The organism is Roseibacterium elongatum DSM 19469, assembly GCF_000590925.1.
In the GTDB taxonomy this organism is placed as follows: domain Bacteria; phylum Pseudomonadota; class Alphaproteobacteria; order Rhodobacterales; family Rhodobacteraceae; genus Roseibacterium; species Roseibacterium elongatum.
This window is the reverse complement of sequence record NZ_CP004372.1, coordinates 1,340,121-1,356,506: the sequence shown is the minus strand read 5'-3', so window position 1 is coordinate 1,356,506 and position 16,386 is coordinate 1,340,121. Positions and strand designations below refer to the sequence as shown.

At 61.6% G+C, this 16,386-nt stretch carries 15 protein-coding genes and 2 pseudogenes; all 17 read right to left on the bottom strand.

Annotated elements, in window-relative coordinates; all coding sequences use genetic code 11:
- Positions 1 to 11 precede the first annotated feature (11 nt).
- The 17 genes and pseudogenes from ROSELON_RS06430 to ROSELON_RS17780 all read right to left on the bottom strand — a co-directional run bounded on the left by ROSELON_RS06430 (position 12) and on the right by ROSELON_RS17780 (position 16,302).
- Positions 12 to 854 carry a hypothetical protein gene (locus tag ROSELON_RS06430; protein ID WP_025311604.1) on the bottom strand — a complete coding sequence of 281 codons (843 nt, stop codon included), beginning with the start codon at positions 852 to 854 and terminating at the stop codon, positions 12 to 14.
- A complete protein-coding gene (locus ROSELON_RS06425) occupies positions 851 to 1,114 on the bottom strand; it encodes a spike base protein, RCAP_Rcc01079 family (RefSeq protein ID WP_025311603.1) in 264 nt (87 codons plus the stop codon). The genes ROSELON_RS06430 and ROSELON_RS06425 overlap by 4 nt, the downstream gene beginning before the upstream one ends.
- A gap of 140 nt (positions 1,115 to 1,254) precedes the next feature.
- Positions 1,255 to 1,860, bottom strand: a complete 606-nt coding sequence (locus ROSELON_RS06420; protein WP_025311602.1) for a sugar transferase — start codon at positions 1,858 to 1,860, stop codon at positions 1,255 to 1,257.
- A complete protein-coding gene (locus tag ROSELON_RS06415; protein ID WP_025311601.1) occupies positions 1,857 to 2,717 on the bottom strand; it encodes an NAD-dependent epimerase/dehydratase family protein in 861 nt (286 codons plus the stop codon). Before ROSELON_RS06415 ends, ROSELON_RS06420 begins: the two co-directional genes overlap by 4 nt.
- Positions 2,710 to 4,129: pseudogene (locus ROSELON_RS06410) on the bottom strand (mannose-1-phosphate guanylyltransferase/mannose-6-phosphate isomerase). Before ROSELON_RS06410 ends, ROSELON_RS06415 begins: the two are co-directional and overlap by 8 nt.
- A 32-nt stretch (positions 4,130 to 4,161) precedes the next feature.
- Complete coding sequence (gene fcl, locus ROSELON_RS06405) at positions 4,162 to 5,133, bottom strand: GDP-L-fucose synthase (RefSeq protein ID WP_025311598.1); 972 nt, start codon at positions 5,131 to 5,133, stop codon at positions 4,162 to 4,164.
- Positions 5,134 to 5,138: 5 nt separating this feature from the next.
- Positions 5,139 to 6,258 (bottom strand): annotated as a pseudogene (gene gmd, locus ROSELON_RS06400) (GDP-mannose 4,6-dehydratase).
- A gap of 36 nt (positions 6,259 to 6,294) precedes the next feature.
- Positions 6,295 to 7,038 carry a glycosyltransferase family 2 protein gene (locus ROSELON_RS06395; RefSeq protein ID WP_025311597.1) on the bottom strand — a complete coding sequence of 248 codons (744 nt, stop codon included), beginning with the start codon at positions 7,036 to 7,038 and terminating at the stop codon, positions 6,295 to 6,297.
- 18 nt (positions 7,039 to 7,056) lie between these two features.
- On the bottom strand, positions 7,057 to 7,383 hold the full coding sequence (locus ROSELON_RS06390; RefSeq protein ID WP_025311596.1) for a hypothetical protein: 327 nt from the start codon (positions 7,381 to 7,383) through the stop codon (positions 7,057 to 7,059).
- 140 nt (positions 7,384 to 7,523) lie between these two features.
- Positions 7,524 to 8,606 carry a glycosyltransferase family 4 protein gene (locus tag ROSELON_RS17785; protein ID WP_084613708.1) on the bottom strand — a complete coding sequence of 361 codons (1,083 nt, stop codon included), beginning with the start codon at positions 8,604 to 8,606 and terminating at the stop codon, positions 7,524 to 7,526.
- Positions 8,603 to 9,703 carry a glycosyltransferase family 4 protein gene (locus ROSELON_RS06385; protein ID WP_084613706.1) on the bottom strand — a complete coding sequence of 367 codons (1,101 nt, stop codon included), beginning with the start codon at positions 9,701 to 9,703 and terminating at the stop codon, positions 8,603 to 8,605. Before ROSELON_RS06385 ends, ROSELON_RS17785 begins: the two co-directional genes overlap by 4 nt.
- Positions 9,700 to 11,085, bottom strand: a complete 1,386-nt coding sequence (gene wzy / locus ROSELON_RS06380; protein ID WP_156945876.1) for an O-antigen polysaccharide polymerase Wzy — start codon at positions 11,083 to 11,085, stop codon at positions 9,700 to 9,702. Before wzy ends, ROSELON_RS06385 begins: the two co-directional genes overlap by 4 nt.
- Positions 11,082 to 12,092 carry a glycosyltransferase family protein gene (locus tag ROSELON_RS06375; RefSeq protein ID WP_156945875.1) on the bottom strand — a complete coding sequence of 337 codons (1,011 nt, stop codon included), beginning with the start codon at positions 12,090 to 12,092 and terminating at the stop codon, positions 11,082 to 11,084. Before ROSELON_RS06375 ends, wzy begins: the two co-directional genes overlap by 4 nt.
- Positions 12,089 to 12,904: a glycosyltransferase family 2 protein gene (locus ROSELON_RS06370; RefSeq protein WP_025311592.1), complete on the bottom strand. Its 816-nt coding sequence runs from the start codon at positions 12,902 to 12,904 to the stop codon at positions 12,089 to 12,091. Before ROSELON_RS06370 ends, ROSELON_RS06375 begins: the two co-directional genes overlap by 4 nt.
- Positions 12,901 to 14,055: a polysaccharide pyruvyl transferase family protein gene (locus ROSELON_RS06365; protein ID WP_025311591.1), complete on the bottom strand. Its 1,155-nt coding sequence runs from the start codon at positions 14,053 to 14,055 to the stop codon at positions 12,901 to 12,903. The genes ROSELON_RS06370 and ROSELON_RS06365 overlap by 4 nt, the downstream gene beginning before the upstream one ends.
- Complete coding sequence (locus tag ROSELON_RS06360) at positions 14,052 to 15,557, bottom strand: alkaline phosphatase family protein (protein ID WP_156945874.1); 1,506 nt, start codon at positions 15,555 to 15,557, stop codon at positions 14,052 to 14,054. The genes ROSELON_RS06365 and ROSELON_RS06360 overlap by 4 nt, the downstream gene beginning before the upstream one ends.
- Positions 15,529 to 16,302, bottom strand: a complete 774-nt coding sequence (locus ROSELON_RS17780) for a class I SAM-dependent methyltransferase (RefSeq protein ID WP_084613702.1) — start codon at positions 16,300 to 16,302, stop codon at positions 15,529 to 15,531. The genes ROSELON_RS06360 and ROSELON_RS17780 overlap by 29 nt, the downstream gene beginning before the upstream one ends.
- Positions 16,303 to 16,386: the final 84 nt, after the last annotated feature.

The window sequence follows — 16,386 nt, the reverse complement described above, 5'->3', positions numbered from 1 at the left end:
CGTTACCGCCGTCAGAGCGAGAGGGTGACACCCGACCGGAGGGCCAGATACGCCTCGGTCTGCGCGATCTCGGACGGTGTGAAGGACGCGCCGCGAATGACGAGCCCATGCAGACAGATCGTCGCGAACGATCCGTTGCGTGCGCCGATCACGACCGGATCATTGCGAAAACCCGGCCCCGTCGCATCGTCCCCCGCAAGGGCAACTGTCGGCGGTGGTGCGCCATTGATCCGCAAGCCGATCTTGGCGACTTGCCCCGTCGCCGACATGTCGAAATACACGCCATGCACATCGTCGCGCTGACCGGAAAAGGGGCGGCCGACAACCGTATTGAAATCGGACATCTGCCGATACCCGCCGCGATAGGTGTCGCGCAGGACCGGGGTGCTGCCGGGAAAAGACGCGCCAACGGCCAGATCCCACGCCCCGAGATCGCCCGCGGTCCAATCGCCTTGTCCGACATAGGGCCCGAAGATGTCTGCCGGCTTTCGCACCCCGGCGAAAGCGCCCAGCTGCGGTGTCTGCGTCAGATCGATGCCCGGGGTCGAAAGCATGTCGTCCAGACCGTCGAACTCGAGCGAATGGATATCCCCGAACCTGCGATACATGGGGCGTGCGGCGGGATCGTCCTGTGTCGCGTGACAGCCCCGGCCCGACAGATCGAGCATGCAACCCACCGGCTGATCGGGCCCCGTGACCGGAATGGTGGCCGCTGCGTCCTGAAACAGCGCCCCGGGCGCGGATGGATCGAACCATGCGCCCGGCTCACCCGCCGCGAACAGGGCGGCGGGTGTCCACCCCACCGCCACCGCCGCAGGTCGGGATGTCAGCGAAACATCGGTGACCAGTTTCATGCCAGCACCATGGCGTGGATGCCGCTGGCCGTCGTGCCCGTGGCCCTGACACGCCGCACGCCAAGCGGCAGGATCGAGAAATCGGCCACGGACAGGGACCGCGTCTGACCATTCACGGTCACGACCGAAAGGCTGCCGCCGGTTTCGACATACAGCCCGATGGCGACGCGCGACAGGTCGGCCCCATCGTCGGGGGTGACGGGCAAGGCATCGGTGGCGGGGCCGGACAGTTGCGGGGCGCGGTTCTGAAAGGGATTCATGCGGGCAGGCTCCTGAACAAGAAAAGGCCGCCTGCGCGAAATGCGGGGCGGCCTCGGTGAGTGACGGAGCTACCTTGCCCTTAAAGGGTTGAGGAATGATTAACGCCCGGTGATTTTCCGCGACGCCGACGGGTTTCCCGTCAGCGAAGGCGTTTGAACACCGTCTTGAGCATCACCATCATGTCCATGCAGACAGTGCGGTTTTCCTGATAAATCAGGTCCAGATGCGCCTTGCGCGGGATACAGGCGCGGGAATAGACCGCGTCGGTTTCCTCGCGGCTGGAGGTGCGGGCCAGCAGGTGTTCCTCGTGCGCATGAAAGTAGATCGAGGCCAGCCCGGTGATGCCGGGGCGCGATTGCAACACGCGCCCGTAGAGGTCGGGGAAGCGGTCGACATACTGGCGCAAGGGCGGTCGCGGCCCGACGAAGCTGATGTCGCCGCGGAGCACGTTCCACAATTGCGGCACCTCGTCGAGTCGCGTCCGCCGCAGGAAGGCGCCGGTCCTGGTGATGCGGTCCGACTTGTCGCCACCCGAAACGCCGCTGTCGCCCGCGACCGGTTTCATGGTGCGGAACTTGACCAGATCGAACCCCTGGGTCGAGGATCTCATCCGCTCGGAGATGTAGAATATTGGCCGGCCATCGAGCACGAGGATCAGCATCGCGACAAGGACGATCACCGGCGCGAGCAGGATCGACAGGAGGATGGCGCAGACAAGGTCGAACAGGCGTTTTGCGGGGGTCATCGGGGCAGTGTTTCTTTCCATTGCGTCACCAGCGCGGCGGGATCGGCGGCGTCGGGCGCAAAGTCATGCAGCGCGGCAAGGCGGGCACACGCGAGCGTGATGGACTGATACGCGGTCGGCGGCGCATCGCGAAAGTCGAACGGGTGCCCGGCGGCCCTGGCCAGATCCTCCATCCAGACATGGCCGGGGGCGGCGACATTCAGCACCTCGGGCAAGTCACGCGGCGTCGTGGCGAGGGTCAAAAGCACATCGGCCATGCTGCGCGCGCCGATATAGGACCGCACCGGCCCGCGGCCATCGGCGAAGCGGTCGATCACCAGGGGCTGATCGGGCGCGCTGCGCGCCACGTTCAGCAACAGCGCATCGGCGCCCGCCACGTTGCCGATCCTGAGGCAGCAGACCTCGACGCCCTTGTCCCGCCAGGGGGCGCAGGCGCGTTCCATGTCCAGTTTGGCGGCGCCGTAGGCATTGACGGGATCGGTGCGGGCGGTTTCGGAAAACGGTGTCCCATCCCCCGCCCCGTAGACCGCCGAGGACGAGGCCACCAGCACGCGGCCGATCCCGGCGCGATGGGCGGCGGTCAAGGCCGCTTCGGCCAGGCCTGTGTTCAGGGACAGGTCCGCCCCCGGCCCCGGCGTCACACCCGCAAGGCAGATGGTCGCGTCAAACGCGCCGGGCTGCGGGCCCTTGGCCGAGGGGTCGAGCAGGGGCCAGAACAGGCCGTCGGCACGATCGGGATCGCGGTGTTGCGCCGTGATGACGGCACCATTGGGCGGCGCACGTCGCCAGTGATGCGTCACCATGCGCCCGACACGGCCCGAGGCCCCGAGCAGCAGCAGACGCGAAGGCTCAGCCACGGGCGTAGACGTCGTCGTAGCGGATGATGTCGTCTTCGCCCAGGTAGCTGCCGGTCTGCACCTCGATCAGCACCATCGGAACCTTGCCGGGGTTTTCCATGCGATGCACGGCGCCGAGCGGGATGTAGACGGACTGGTTCTCGGTCACGAGTTGTACCCTGTCGTCCACGGTGACCTTGGCCGTCCCCTCGACGACGATCCAGTGCTCGGCGCGGTGATGGTGGCTTTGCAGGCTCAGCGCCGCGCCGGGATGCACGACGATGCGCTTGACCTGGAACCGCGCACCGACCACCAGGCTTTCGTACCAGCCCCAGGGCCGGTAGTCGCGCGGCAGGGTATCGGCCTGCGACACGCCCTGGGCCTTGAGCGTTGTGACGGCGCGCTTGACCTCTTGCGCGCGGTCCTTGTGGGCGACCAGCACGGCGTCGGGCGATGGCGATGGCCACGATATCCTGCAGGCCGATGCCCACCAGCTGCTGATCCTCGGATTCGGCGCGCAGCAAGACGTTGTGACACTCGATCGCCGTGGCCGGCCCGTTGGTGACGATGCCGGCCTCGTCCGGGCCAGCCTCGCGCCAGACGGCTTCCCAGCCGCCCAGGTCGGACCAGCCCCCCTCGTAGGGCATGACCGACAGGTTGTCGGCCTTTTCCATCACGGCATAGTCGATCGACAGATCCGCGAGACCGGCCCAAGGGGCGGGCGCCAGCCGGGTGAAGCCAAGGTCCTGGCTGCCCTCGGCGACGGCCTGGCGCACGCCGGCCAACATGTCGGGGGCATAGGCCTCGAAAGCGGCAAGGATGGCCTCGGTGGAGAACAGGAAGATCCCGGCATTCCAAAGGTGCTTGCGGCCATCGAGCATGGCCTGCGCCGTGGCGGCATCGGGCTTTTCGACGAAAGCCTTGAGCGGTTGCAACCCATCGGGTTCGGCGACGGGTTCCAGCCAGCCATAGCCGGTTTCGGCCCGGTCGGGGCGGATGCCGAAGGTGACGATGCGCCCCGACCGGGCGGCGGCGACCGCGGCGGCCACCGTGTCGCGGAATGCGTCGGCATCGGGGATCACGTGATCGGAGGGCGCCACCAGCATCAAGGCCCCCGGCGCGCGGTCATGCAAGGCCACCGCGGCCGCACAGATCGCCGGCGCGGTGTTGCGCGCCTCGGGTTCGATCAGGATGCCGGCGGGCGCGATTTCCACTGCGGCCAATTGCTCGGTGACGATGAAGCGATAATCCGACCCGGTAATGACCGTCGGCGCGGCGAAACCGGGCCCTGACAGGCGCAGCGCCGAGGCCTGAAACAGGCTGCGTTCGCCGGTGAGGGGCGCGAATTGCTTGGGGTAGCTCTTGCGCGACAGCGGCCACAGCCGCGTGCCGGAACCGCCGCAAAGGAGAAGGGGATGAATGTCTTGCGTCATGGAAGGCTCCGTGGGCGAATGCGGCAGTGGCGTCAGAGACGGGCGGTATCACGATGGTCGAGGAACCAGCGATAGGCATCCTCGATGCCGTCGCGCAGGCCGATCCGCGCCGTCCACCCCATCGCGGCCAGGCGCGACACGTCCATCAGCTTGCGCATGGTGCCGTCGGGCTTGCTGGTGTCGGTGCCGATGCGGCCTTTGAAGCCGGTCACCTCGGCGACCATCTGCGCCAGTTCGAGGATCGACACATCGGTGCCGGAGCCCACATTGATGTGGCTCAGCATCGGCTCGGTATTGGCGGCGTAGTCTTCGTGCGGCAGGTCCAACACGAACAGGCTGGCCTCGGCCATGTCGTCGACATGCAGGAACTCGCGGCGCGGGATGCCGCTGCCCCAGATCACGACCTCGTCGCGGCCCTCTTCCGTCGCCTCGTGAAAGCGGCGGATCAGGGCGGGCAGAACATGGCTGTTTTCGGGATGAAAATTGTCGCCCGGCCCGTAAAGGTTGGTGGGCATCACGCTGCGGTAATCGGTGCCGTGCTGGCGGTTGTAACTCTCGCACAGCTTGATGCCCGCGATCTTGGCGATGGCGTAGGGTTCGTTCGTGGGTTCCAGCACGCCGGTCAGCAACGCGTGCTCGCGCATCGGCTGCGGCACGGCGCGCGGGTAGATGCAGGACGAGCCCAGTTGCAGCAGGCGCGTCACCCCGGCGGCAAAGGCCTGATGGATGACGTTGCACTCGATCATCAGGTTTTCGTAGATGAAATCCGCCGGATAGGTGTTGTTGGCCATGATCCCGCCGACCTTGGCCGCGGCCAGGATGACGACATCGGGCGCCTCGGCCTGCATGAAATCGCGCACGGCCGCCTGATCGGTCAGATCGACCTCGGCATGGGTGCGGGTGACGAGCCTCAGATCCTCGCCCGCCGCCTGCCGCGCCTGCAACAGGCGCAGGATCGCGCCGCCCACCATGCCCCGATGGCCGGCGATGTAGATCTTGGTCATGCGTCTTACCCCTCGAGCGCCACGGGAAGCTCGTACCCGTGTTCTTTCAACAGCGCGTGACGCCGGGCGGTTTTCAGATCGTCGGCGACCATTTCCGCGCACATCTCCTGCGCCGTGATTTCCGGAACCCAACCCAGTTTCTGCTTGGCCTTGCTCGGGTCGCCCAACAGGGTTTCGACCTCGGCGGGCCGGAAATAGCGCGGGTCGATGCGCATGACGACATCGCCGGGTTTGACGCGTGGGGGCCATGTCACTGGTGACCGAGGCCACCGTGGCAATCTCGTCCACGCCCTCGCCGCTGAACGCCAGTTCGATCCCCAATTCGCGCGCGGTCCAGGTGATGAACTCGCGCACCGAATACTGCACCCCGGTGGCGATCACGAAATCCTCGGGGGTATCCTGTTGCAGCATCATCCACTGCATGCGCACGTAATCCTTTGCATGGCCCCAGTCGCGCAGCGCGTCGATATTGCCCATGTAAAGGCAATCCTCGAGGCCCTGCGCGATGTTGGCCATGCCGCGCGTGATCTTGCGGGTCACGAAGGTCTCGCCGCGGCGCGGGCTTTCGTGATTGAACAGGATTCCGTTGCAGGCATAGACGCCATAGGCCTCGCGGTAATTCACGCAGATCCAGTAGGCATAGAGTTTCGCCACCGCATAAGGGCTGCGCGGGTAGAAGGGCGTCGTCTCGGTTTGCGGGATCTCGACCACCTTGCCGTAAAGCTCCGAGGTGGACGCCTGATAGAACCGCGTCTTTTTCTCGAGGCCGAGAAAGCGGATCGCCTCGAGCAGGCGCATGGTGCCCATCGCATCGACATCGGCGGTGTATTCCGGCGCCTCGAAGCTGACGGCGACATGGCTCTGGGCCCCGAGGTTGTAAACCTCGTCGGGTTCGACCTGTGACAGGATTCGGGTCAGGTTCGAACTGTCCGTCAGATCGCCGTAATGCAGCTTGATCTTGGGGTCGGGCGTGTGCGGATCCTGGTAGATGTGATCGATCCGCTGCGTGTTGAAGGACGAGGCACGGCGCTTGATGCCGTGCACCTCGTAGCCCTTTTCAAGCAGGAACTCGGCCAGATAACTGCCGTCCTGGCCGGTAATGCCCGTGATGAGTGCTTTTTTCATGGGGATCCTCTCGTTCGCCGTCGCACAAGCGGTCGCTCAGCGCAGCAAGACCTGTTTGAACTTGATGAAAAGGTTGAGAAACAGGGCGGCGTCGACCACGCCACTGCCGAGCCGCCGGCGCCGGATTTCCAGCATTTCGCGGCTGTTCTTGAGAATGGCCTTCGCGCCACCCGTGCTTTCGCCGCCGATGCGCATGTCGACGATCACATCCTCGATCACGGAATGGGAAAACCCCTCGACCTCGAGCGCGCGCATCAACCAATCATAGTCGCCGGCGCTGCGGAAATCGGTGCTGAAGTCCCCGACGCGCTCCAGCACCGCGCGGCGGGCATAGGTGGCCGGGTGCGGCAGGGTGAACCCGCGCGCATAGGCACCGGGGCGATGGCGATCCGCCTGCCAGACCCGGACCGGCGCACTGCCATGCTCGCGCACGAAATGCAGACGCCCGCTGACCAGGTCCGCCCCTTGCAACGCGCGGGCCAGTTTGCCCAGCACGCCCGCATCGTGGTACCGGTCGTCGGAATTGAGGCACCCGAAGGCCTCGCCCGAGACGCGCCGCAAGCCCTTGTTCATCGCATCGTAGATCCCCTTGTCCGGGCCGGAATGCAGTTGGATCAGGGGACTGTCAAAGCCGCGCACGATTTCACAGGTGCGATCCGTGGAGGCCCCGTCGATCACGATCAGTTCCTTGTCGGGATGATCCTGCGCAAGGAACGACTCGATCGCCGTGCCGATCGTGGCCTCGGAGTTGTAGGCGGCCATCACGACAGAGGTTTTCATGGTATGCAGGGCCGTCCTTTATGGTTTTCCGAGAGCGATGTCGCCGCCTGCGGGGGCAGCAGCAAGCGCGGCCTCGACCTCGCCGGTGGCGACGACATGGGCCGTGCCCTTCGGGACGCGGCAAATCGCATCCAGGGCGTCTATGGTCTCGGGGGCGAAGTCATTGCCGTATTGTCGTGCGATCGGGGCGATCAGGGTGCTCTTGTCGGATTGCCACCGGCAATGCTTGTGGCGCGGGTCATTTCGGGCCGGGTCGCGATAATTGAGAACCGGCGTGCCCAGACGCAACAGGGACAAAAGCAGATAATTCGTACCCGATCGCTGCAAGCCGTGATGCATCGCCATCCGCCCCCCACGAAATCCGGGCCCGGGTTAGAAGGACCTCGGCACGGGCCGTAAGGCGTGCTGATAAAAGAGCCGTTCTGAGACTTTGCTTGCTCATATGTCTATTACTTCATGATCTCTGACTACCCGAGCACACTCATTTAGGGTGATCTCAAGATCTTCGTTATTCTCGCATCAAATGAACTGGGTGAGAATCTGATTTCTGCTTCGGCTCTGTGCGCTTCCGTCACATCTGTTTTTGCCGAACTGGACTCGATCAGCTGTAGCAAACCCTGCGCGATAGAGTCTGCCGTTCGATCCACAAATACCGCAGGATAATTGCCCAGCGTTGCGCAAAGAGCCGGTGTATCCGCAACAAGTATCTTTCGGCCAACCGTCATCGCATGGATGATCGACAGAGGTTGGCACTCACTTGGATAGGTTGACGGTAGTGCGACCGCATCGCAGGCCTCCAGGTATTGCGTGACCGCCTCGGGCGGCACGGCCCCAACCAGATGCACCCAATCATGCAAACCAAGCTCATCGAGTGCAGATTTTATCTCTTGTTCCGTTTTCTCCGCGTCGGCATGCGGCCGCCCTAGAACAACGAGGCACAGTTTCGGATGGGATTTCCGAGCCAGTTTCATCCCGTCCACAAGATCGAAGAAGCCCTTCGAGGACATGATATTGGAACTCCAGAGCACTTGGAATTCAGCGTCCTTTCGCAACGGCGCAACGTCAGATTGAGGGCAGCCTTCAGTGACCTTGCCGAAATTCTCGCACACGACCAGTCTCTTGAAATCCTTTTCTACGAGTTGCGGAACCAAGTGCGCCGATGGAAGGATGATTTCGCAATTACTATATATCCACTTTGCAATCCTTCCGACAAATGGCTTTGCGAAGAGCTCTGGGAAATCTGATCCATGGATATGGACGACCGCCCGAATCGAAGACCGACTTATGAGGAGTGCTGGAATATCTCTCACGAAACCAAGTGTTGAGCGCGCACAGACTAGATACGCGACATAGGGGCGCCTGACTATTGATGCGGAGAGAAAACGAAAACCCGCCCAAAAGGCACTTGGAATTGAAAGGCCCCCACCGGCGGGATATTCGAAGACTGAAATGTCAAAATCATTCTGATGTTTCACGACACGGCGAGTGACGATATTCTGCCCATTCACAACGGTGGTGTCCGGGGTCCATACAAAGACTGCTGGGCGATCGTCGGGAAGACTTGTCATTCAACCGGCTCTGCCTTCATCAGACGATCTGCAAAAGCCAGAAACCGCTCGGCCATTCGGGCGGTCGTGTACGCATCCTCCACTATCTGGATACAGCGGGCCGCCATGGCCTCACGTTCGGCGGGCGTCTCGAGCAAGGCGACAGCCGCCTGCGCCAGGGACTCGACCGACCCTCTCTCGAACATGCGCCCCGTTTTGCCGTCTTCAAACGCCGCGATTTCCGGCATCTGTTGTGCCGAGTCGCCATGGACGAGGCACGGCAGCCCATACCCCATAGCATGGATCAGAGACAGGCCGACTTGTCCGGGATAGATGAAGGCCGCGCATCGATTGGCCACCTCGCCGATGCGGCGCTCGTCCGTTGTGCCGCCATGCCAGACGATGCGGTCGGCCACGTTGAGGGCCTCGGCCTGCGCCCGAAGTTGCACGCGTTGATCGCCGTCGCCGATGACATGCAGGGTCACGTCGGACAATTCGGGGCGGGCCAGGGCATGGATGGCCAGCCCAAGGTCGGCCTTCGCCGTGAGCCGTCCAATGAACAGCAGGCTCCGTCCGCGCGCACTCGCTTGGTATGGCTGTCGGGTTCGCACCACATCGGTCAGGTCCAACCCGTTGTTGAGCGACCCGACCGGCCCGCGATGGCGCCAACCCTCAGCGTGGAAGCGTGCGACCTCGGCATCAGTGTAGAACAGGATGGCATCGGCCAGATGAACAAGGCGCATGGTCATGCGCTGCCGCCGGGGCGAAGCGCCAGCGGTCCAGTACTGGCCCCACCAGATGCTGCGCGCGCCTTTGAGCCGTGCCTTGAGCAAGACCAAAAGCGTGCTTAAGGTGCGCGGCGCGCCGCAGACCACCACCAGATCGCCGCGGTTGATGCGCACGGATAACGCGCCGACCTGCCATTCCACACCGCGCACGGGATGCCGCATGACACCTATGGGGCGCTCCCACGGCTGAACGTCATGTGCCGAGGTAAGGGCACCCATATCCACAGGCGAATAGTATAGAGCAAAGCAAGATCCGTAGGCCTGCGCGAGCCTCCGAAAGAAATCCACCCGATAGGCCGGCAGAGCGGGCTGGAACACGGCGACCTTCATCTTACCCGACTTATGCGAAAGCGCATCCGCGACCCGTCGCTCAACAAGAGGACAAGCCAGATCGCCACCAGGGTGCCCACCATGTAGGAAAACGCACTGATCAAGGCGCCGCGGAACACAAACACCGCCCCTCCAAGAAAAAACAGGTAATAAGCTTGAAACGTGTAGGAGAAGCGACGGTCACGCCAAAACGCCCGGTCCAACTGGCCACAGAAGAACCCGAAGGCCAGAGCAAACAAGATGACGCCTAGCACCCCGAAATTCATGTAGCCTTCGCCAAGAATATTCATTCCAATATTTTCATGCACGAGATTAGACTCTATTGCAATCTGCGCCCCCGAGCCAATTGGTTTATCTGGCCAAAAGCGCCTTGGGACGAAAAAGAATAGCACGCCCAAAATTTGCTGGCCGTATGAGATATATTCGTATTCCAACGCCCGCGCGAAATTCTGGAAGGAATCGAGGTGGCCATGCTCCATCCAGGCCAATGACCAACGTAGGCTTACATCTTCGGTGAAACGACGAAACACATTGAGAAGCGGAAAAATGAAGAATAGCCCGAAAAACAGAGATCCAGCTACGAAATGAGGTGTTTTCAGAAGTGGGCGAAAGGTCGCTAGAATCGCAGCAAGGTACAACATCGCGCCTTGCCAACGAGCAAATCCAGTGATCGGATTACCAACGAGCATGAGTATAAACAGGATAATGGCTACCTGAGGGCGTCGCGCGCCAAATAGCATATAGACAACAAATATAATGGACGGCATGGAACGGATGGCGGTACTGTAGATCAGATGAAAGTGTTGCGGCAAACGAAAAATATTATTCGCATCCGAGGTGTCACGAAAAAGTATATTGACTACAGAAAAGCCATTTAGAAAGTATATCAATAAAACCACTAATAGACTCATGAAAATCAGTCGATGCCCAGATAGAGCTACTTCGTGCAATTGGGCGCTTTTCCTTAGACCGAAGCTTAGGCGACTTCGCATGCCTAGCGAGAAGCCAGCCATATAGACCCACATTCCAATCAATGCATATAGCGCAGCGATTTCATAATAGGAGAAAACAGATGAGCTCCCCAAGTAATACGGGATACGCTCGCTGAACTCTATCCTTGGCGAGATCGCATAGAAAATCAGACTGCTTATCGCAAACACATGCCGCAAAGAGGTGGGCGCACGATCGAACAAGAAGAGCCACGAGAGTGCCGTCAACGCAATTAGAGCATTCAGGACTGAAAAGAGAAACGGCACTTCGAAGCTAGAAGCGAAAATCAGGTAAGCTGCGCAGGATAGAACAAAAAGGAGAAAATTCGTAGAATATCGCGCCTTTCGAACCGGCCCGATATCATGAAGATTTTTTTGAGAAGCCGTCGTCATGCGGCCTCGACACAACTCAAAAGGGTCTCCGAAGATAGCCGGAATTGATGTGCGCCGGCGTTCTCGCCTGCTGGATCGCACGGTGTACAGAGCTCGCGCAGCAACGCGTTATCGGGGTCGATCGTTAATGCAGGGCCAAGCCTGAACGGGGCTTGAGTCATGCGGGCGAGGTATGAGCCACCTCGCACCAAGGATGTCCGCTCCAACTGCACAGCGCGTCCGAAAATGCCGGACGCCTGATCATAGTCAGGATGATAGCAGCACCATATGAAATCCGAAATGAGATAGAGGCTTTCCAACTCCTCATCGGAGATGAATCGATTGACGATCTGCGCTCCATCCGCTTCCAAGCGCTTGGCATCCTCATCGCATTCTTCTGTGACGCGTCCGGCGACGATCAACAGGATCTCTTCGGACCAATTCGGGCTACTGGCCAGCATATCGGCCAGAATTCCGAACCCTTTGCTATTCCGGACGAGGCCCAGAAATGCAATGATCCTTCGCCCATTGGCTCTTTGAATCAGATGCTTGGACAGTGGCGTCTGCTCGATCCGGCCAAGGCGCCCCGTCGCATGCAGGTCCCACAATTGGGGGTCATAGATCCACCCCGTGGCAACCTTTTCGTACTCGGGGGCGATCTCGAACGGCACGATGGTCAGGACGGACGTCCTCGGCAGGCGGCGCAATGCGGCGTAGAGGGCGTGTTTCACCCGGCTTTTCCATCCGCTGCCAAAGCAGGATTGGGGTCGGAGGAAAATTCCGGTCGTTTTTCGACCCAAGAGGCTCCGCACAAGACTGATCGCGGCGAAGGCAAGATCTTCACCATCTATCGTCGCAAACAAGAGCTTTCGGCTGCGCACCAATGCCGGGAAGGCACGCCATGCCGATCCCGTGCTGGGGGCGAGGCCGAGGAGCTGGCAAAACAGGTCCTGATACGACCGCCGGTGTCCGGAATGACTCCGGACATGGACAAGATCGGTTGGAGCGCTTTCATCGCGTTTGGTCATAGGGCGACCCTGATGCCTTGATGATGACGCAAGAGCCGGACCAAGCCCATGACCGACCGACGAGCCCGCCCTGCTCGCGACGCCACGCGGTGCGGCACCGTATCATGGCAGCCCACTGTGCGGCGGGCCTTTTCCTTCCACTCCGCGTGCCGCGCGCGGTCGGCCGAGGACAAGCCCTTGTCATGCTGCATGTAGATCGTGCCGAGGCCGCCGCTATGCACCCAATCGGCGCCGGTTTGCGCAAGGCGCATCTTGAACTCCCAATCCTCGTAAAGCGGCATACCGTGGGTGAACCCGCCCGCCTCTTCGAACAGCGCCTTCGACAGCAGCATGTCACGCGGGATCGCGCCCGCCCGCGCCACGAGGCGGTCAAAGGCCGTCGTTGCGTCGCCGACGGTTTCGGCGGGGTCCAGCACGCGGGTGCGCCAGAATTTTCCAGGCCAGACGCGCGCCACCAGGGAATAGGCGACCGCGTCGTGGCGTCCGTTCAAGGCGCGCCATTCCGTGGCGATCTTGTCGCGGGCAAACAGGTCGTCGCCGTCGAGATGCGTCACAAAGGGCTGGGCCGCGGCGCGGATGGCCAGATCGCGGTTCGCCGCGACGCCGAGGTTGCGGTCGCGCAGAACGGGCGTGATTGTGTCGGAGTCCCGCGCCAAGGCGGCGATCAGGTCACGGGTGCCATCGGTCGACCCGTCATCGGCGAGAATGATCTCGGATACCGGCAGAGACTGGCGCAGCACCGATCCGACGGTCGCCTCGAGCGTCTCGGCGTCATTGTAACAGGTGATGACGCAGGTGACGGGCGCGCTCATTCGGCGGCATCCTGTTGCGGCTGGCTGACGGGGCCGAAGGCGTGATCGAACCAATGCGCGACGCGGGCGGCAAGCGCGTCGCCCATACACAGACGCTTTTGCGTCGCGCGCCGTTGCAGGCCGAGTTGCGCCCAGACGAGGCCGGGCGTCAGGACCCGGTGCATCGCCCGCGAGTGGCAGGCCGAGGCGCAGCCGAACTCGCGCATGATCAGCCATGTCTTGCTGCGCTTACGCTCGAGCGGTGTGCGGTGATAGATGTCGATGGCCACCGCGGGCACACCGGCGGTGAGGGCCACGACCACCGGGTGAAAGCGGCCGCCGACATACCCCTCGGAGCGGGCGATCAGCGCGGCCCAGTCCAACGGGTCAAGCGGCAGATCGATGCGCCGGGTGGTGCCGTCGTCGCAGATGCCCTCGGGGTTTGGCACCGCGACAGTCTCGACGCCTCTGCCCTCGGCCCGCGCCGTCAGCGCCTTGACCCAGGCGGCATCGCGCCGCCCTTGGGAGCAGATGACGATATAGGGCCGGCCCTCGGGGCGTGTCGCCCGCATCTCGCGGATCTGAGGCAAGAGCGAAAAGACCGGGTCGGGCACCAGGGTCGGATCGCCGCCAAGGCCCTTGATCTGTTCGGCGGTCCACGGGTCCCGGACCGAAAGCGCGTCGAACTGCGCCAGCGCTGCGGCAAGGCCCGCCCGCGTTTCGGCTGGCAGTGCCGACAGATCACAGCCCATGGCACTGGGCGCCACCGAAACGCGCCGCGGCGGCGCCCCGTTCGGTCCGGTTGCACCCACCAGCCAATAAGGGTTGGGAAAGCACAGGTCCGCCCGGCCGCTATCCGGCTGCAAGCGGAACACCGCATCCGAGCCGCTCACGTAGAGGTCGGCCGGCTCGGCCCGACACAGCGCTTCGAAATCGGCCAGCGTTTCCACCGGCGATGTCAGACGCAGATGCTGCGAACAGAACGCGGCATGGGCGGCCCGCTGTGCCTGGGACACGCCGGCCCGGTATTTCGCGTCCAGCTCGGGCGGGCGGAAATCGACGTATCGCGCGTCGATCCCCCGGGCCGCCAGCGCGCGCGAAGTGGCATAGGCCTGCAGGTTCGCACCGAAATTCGGCACGGAATGGTGCGTCAGGACGTAGGCCGAGGTCATCCGTCGTCCCCAGCGAAAAGCCGCTTGGTCAGGCGATGCACCAGCCGCAGATCCGGTGCCTCGGCCCCGTCATGCAGCGCCGCAAGGGCGGGATCGGCCATCAACATCGGGTGGCGACCCTTTTGGCCGGAATGCATGCCGCCGACCCCCTGCACGCTGCGCACGGGCCCGAAATTGGGGTTGCGGGCGTACCAGCCCCCCACCGTGGCCGAAGGGAAGGCGTGGCCGGATTGCAGGATGGTGATGTCGGGCAAGATCGCCTCTTGCGGGGCGTCGCCGAAGGTTCTGCGATAGGGGGCCGCGCGCATGTCGATGCCATTGCGCATCGCTTCCCAATTGAAGGCGTCGATGATGGCGTCGGTTTCACCGGTGACATCAGCGCCGGGCACAGGCCCGCCAAAGCGGTCGCCATCGTTAACGTAGATCCCGTAGACATAGGTTCCCGAGAACGCTCGCGGCGCGCCGGCAAGGCCCGCATTGGCCGTTCTCATCGTTTGCGCCAGCCGCGACACAGGCACCTGGCCCAGTTGCTTGCGGAATTTCGGCCGCAGCGCGGCCCGCGCCCCATTGCGCAGCAAGGTTTTGGCCGAGCCGGCTGCGCGGGCAAAGCCGGATTGCGTCAGGAACCCGTTGAAATCCACGTTATGGGTCCAGGGCACCATGGAATGATCCGAGGCGACGATGTGATGCTCGGGCTGCAGACGATCAAAAAGTCGTGCGAGTGCGTCGTCCATCGCCTTCATATGTCTGTTGACCAGGGCCAACCAAGGCGACGACCAGGCCCTTCGGTCAGGATGATCCAACGGCAGCCGCATGATATGGGCGATCTCCGACATCGCCAGATACATGAGTACGGTTGGCGCTCGAAACGTAAGGAACCCGAAATCGATCTGTTGTTGCAGCGCAATCTCGCTGAAACAGCGGGCGCGCGCGTCGAGCATGCTATCCAGCCGTTCGAAAAGCTGCTGATGGGTCTTAAAGCTCTGCGCGCCAAGGCGCGTGTCGAACACGTAGCCCAAGTCATTCAACTGCTGTGCCAGCTCTGGCGGATAGGCGGCGTTTTCGGGCAGACCGCCCTGCATGATGCCGCCCCCGCCGCCGCTGATATAGAACCCGTTCACGGGCTGCGCGGGCGAAGTGGTGGGGACATTCATCATGCCAACTCTGGCACCGGCTGCTTCGGCCAGCTTCCAGATCGGCGTGAATCCGGGTGTCTTGGCCAGATCCTTGTAGCCATAGGAAATGGAGAACTTGCGAGACGCATCCATTGCAGGCCGCATATACAGCCCGCCGGTTTCCTCGGCGCCCTTGCCCGACAACATCCGCGCCCACCCGCGCTGGTTCAGGTCCTCGGTCACATCGAAGGTGACATCCGACTTTCTGAGCGACGCCCAGAACGGCATGTCGAACGCGTCGAATACGTCCGCCGTGCCGCCATCAATCCCGACTACAAGCAGTTTCATGCCATACACCCTATTTAAGTGATGGAGGTTTGCGAGCAACTACAGTAAATCTCTTGCGTAGATGTGGGAATAATTTTGCAATTATGCCTTTTTTACCAGAGTACTCGCCACGCCAAATGATCCCCTCAGTTTGGAAGCCAATTCGAGCCAAGAAATCGATTGTCTCAGTTGCGGTGTATTCACGCATGTGCCCCATGTGTCCAAGAGAATTAAGTTTCTCAAATTGATCGTATACCGACGGGGTGCTTGAATAGCAAAGGTCGCGCACAAGCAAATTGTAAATTCCACCCACTGAACGAATGTTGGGCGTTGAAAGGAACAGAACGCCACCGGGCTTGAGGACGCGAAACAACTCCGACATCGTAAAGATTAGATTGATCCTCATGTGTTCAAATACCTCATTAAAGAGTATCGCATCGAAGTAAAAATCTTCGAATGGAATACTGTCGGTTTCGATGTTGCATGTGGTGGGGGCGATATCGATTTGGGAAATGATATCGCCCAATCGCGACGCATCTGCATCTAAGGCAAACATTTGGTAGCCCAGCTTGGCGTGAGCGAGTGTAGAGAAAAAGGGCCAGGCTCCACAATCCAGAACCTTGGCGCCGCTATCCAGATAATTCTTGGAGTAATCTAGATCGTACGCAAACCTTACCCTATGGTTGTCTCCATACTTTTTAATTCTCTCATTTTCTATCCCATAGCTCAAAATCTCCTCAATTGATTCATCAACTATGGATTGAGAAGACTTCGTTGGCGTCGCTTTTTCAACTTGACACCTCATTGAGGCACTCCTTCGGTTTTTATGGATGCGGTCAGCATAAGCCTTTACCTAGATAGCTACTTTGACAATTGTTAAATCCCTATA

What these genes read in the sequence shown, in the direction of transcription:
- ROSELON_RS06430 (WP_025311604.1), bottom strand. Translation starts at nt 854, where the DNA reads ATGAAACTGGTCACCGATGTTTCGCTGACATCCCGACCTGCGGCGGTG.
- ROSELON_RS06425 (WP_025311603.1), bottom strand. Translation starts at nt 1,114, where the DNA reads ATGAATCCCTTTCAGAACCGCGCCCCGCAACTGTCCGGCCCCGCCACC.
- ROSELON_RS06420 (WP_025311602.1), bottom strand. Translation starts at nt 1,860, where the DNA reads ATGACCCCCGCAAAACGCCTGTTCGACCTTGTCTGCGCCATCCTCCTG.
- fcl (WP_025311598.1), bottom strand. Translation starts at nt 5,133, where the DNA reads ATGACCAAGATCTACATCGCCGGCCATCGGGGCATGGTGGGCGGCGCG.
- ROSELON_RS06395 (WP_025311597.1), bottom strand. Translation starts at nt 7,038, where the DNA reads ATGAAAACCTCTGTCGTGATGGCCGCCTACAACTCCGAGGCCACGATC.
- ROSELON_RS06390 (WP_025311596.1), bottom strand. Translation starts at nt 7,383, where the DNA reads ATGGCGATGCATCACGGCTTGCAGCGATCGGGTACGAATTATCTGCTT.
- ROSELON_RS17785 (WP_084613708.1), bottom strand. Translation starts at nt 8,606, where the DNA reads ATGACAAGTCTTCCCGACGATCGCCCAGCAGTCTTTGTATGGACCCCG.
- ROSELON_RS06385 (WP_084613706.1), bottom strand. Translation starts at nt 9,703, where the DNA reads ATGAAGGTCGCCGTGTTCCAGCCCGCTCTGCCGGCCTATCGGGTGGAT.
- wzy (WP_156945876.1), bottom strand. Translation starts at nt 11,085, where the DNA reads ATGACGACGGCTTCTCAAAAAAATCTTCATGATATCGGGCCGGTTCGA.
- ROSELON_RS06375 (WP_156945875.1), bottom strand. Translation starts at nt 12,092, where the DNA reads ATGACCAAACGCGATGAAAGCGCTCCAACCGATCTTGTCCATGTCCGG.
- ROSELON_RS06370 (WP_025311592.1), bottom strand. Translation starts at nt 12,904, where the DNA reads ATGAGCGCGCCCGTCACCTGCGTCATCACCTGTTACAATGACGCCGAG.
- ROSELON_RS06365 (WP_025311591.1), bottom strand. Translation starts at nt 14,055, where the DNA reads ATGACCTCGGCCTACGTCCTGACGCACCATTCCGTGCCGAATTTCGGT.
- ROSELON_RS17780 (WP_084613702.1), bottom strand. Translation starts at nt 16,302, where the DNA reads ATGAGGTGTCAAGTTGAAAAAGCGACGCCAACGAAGTCTTCTCAATCC.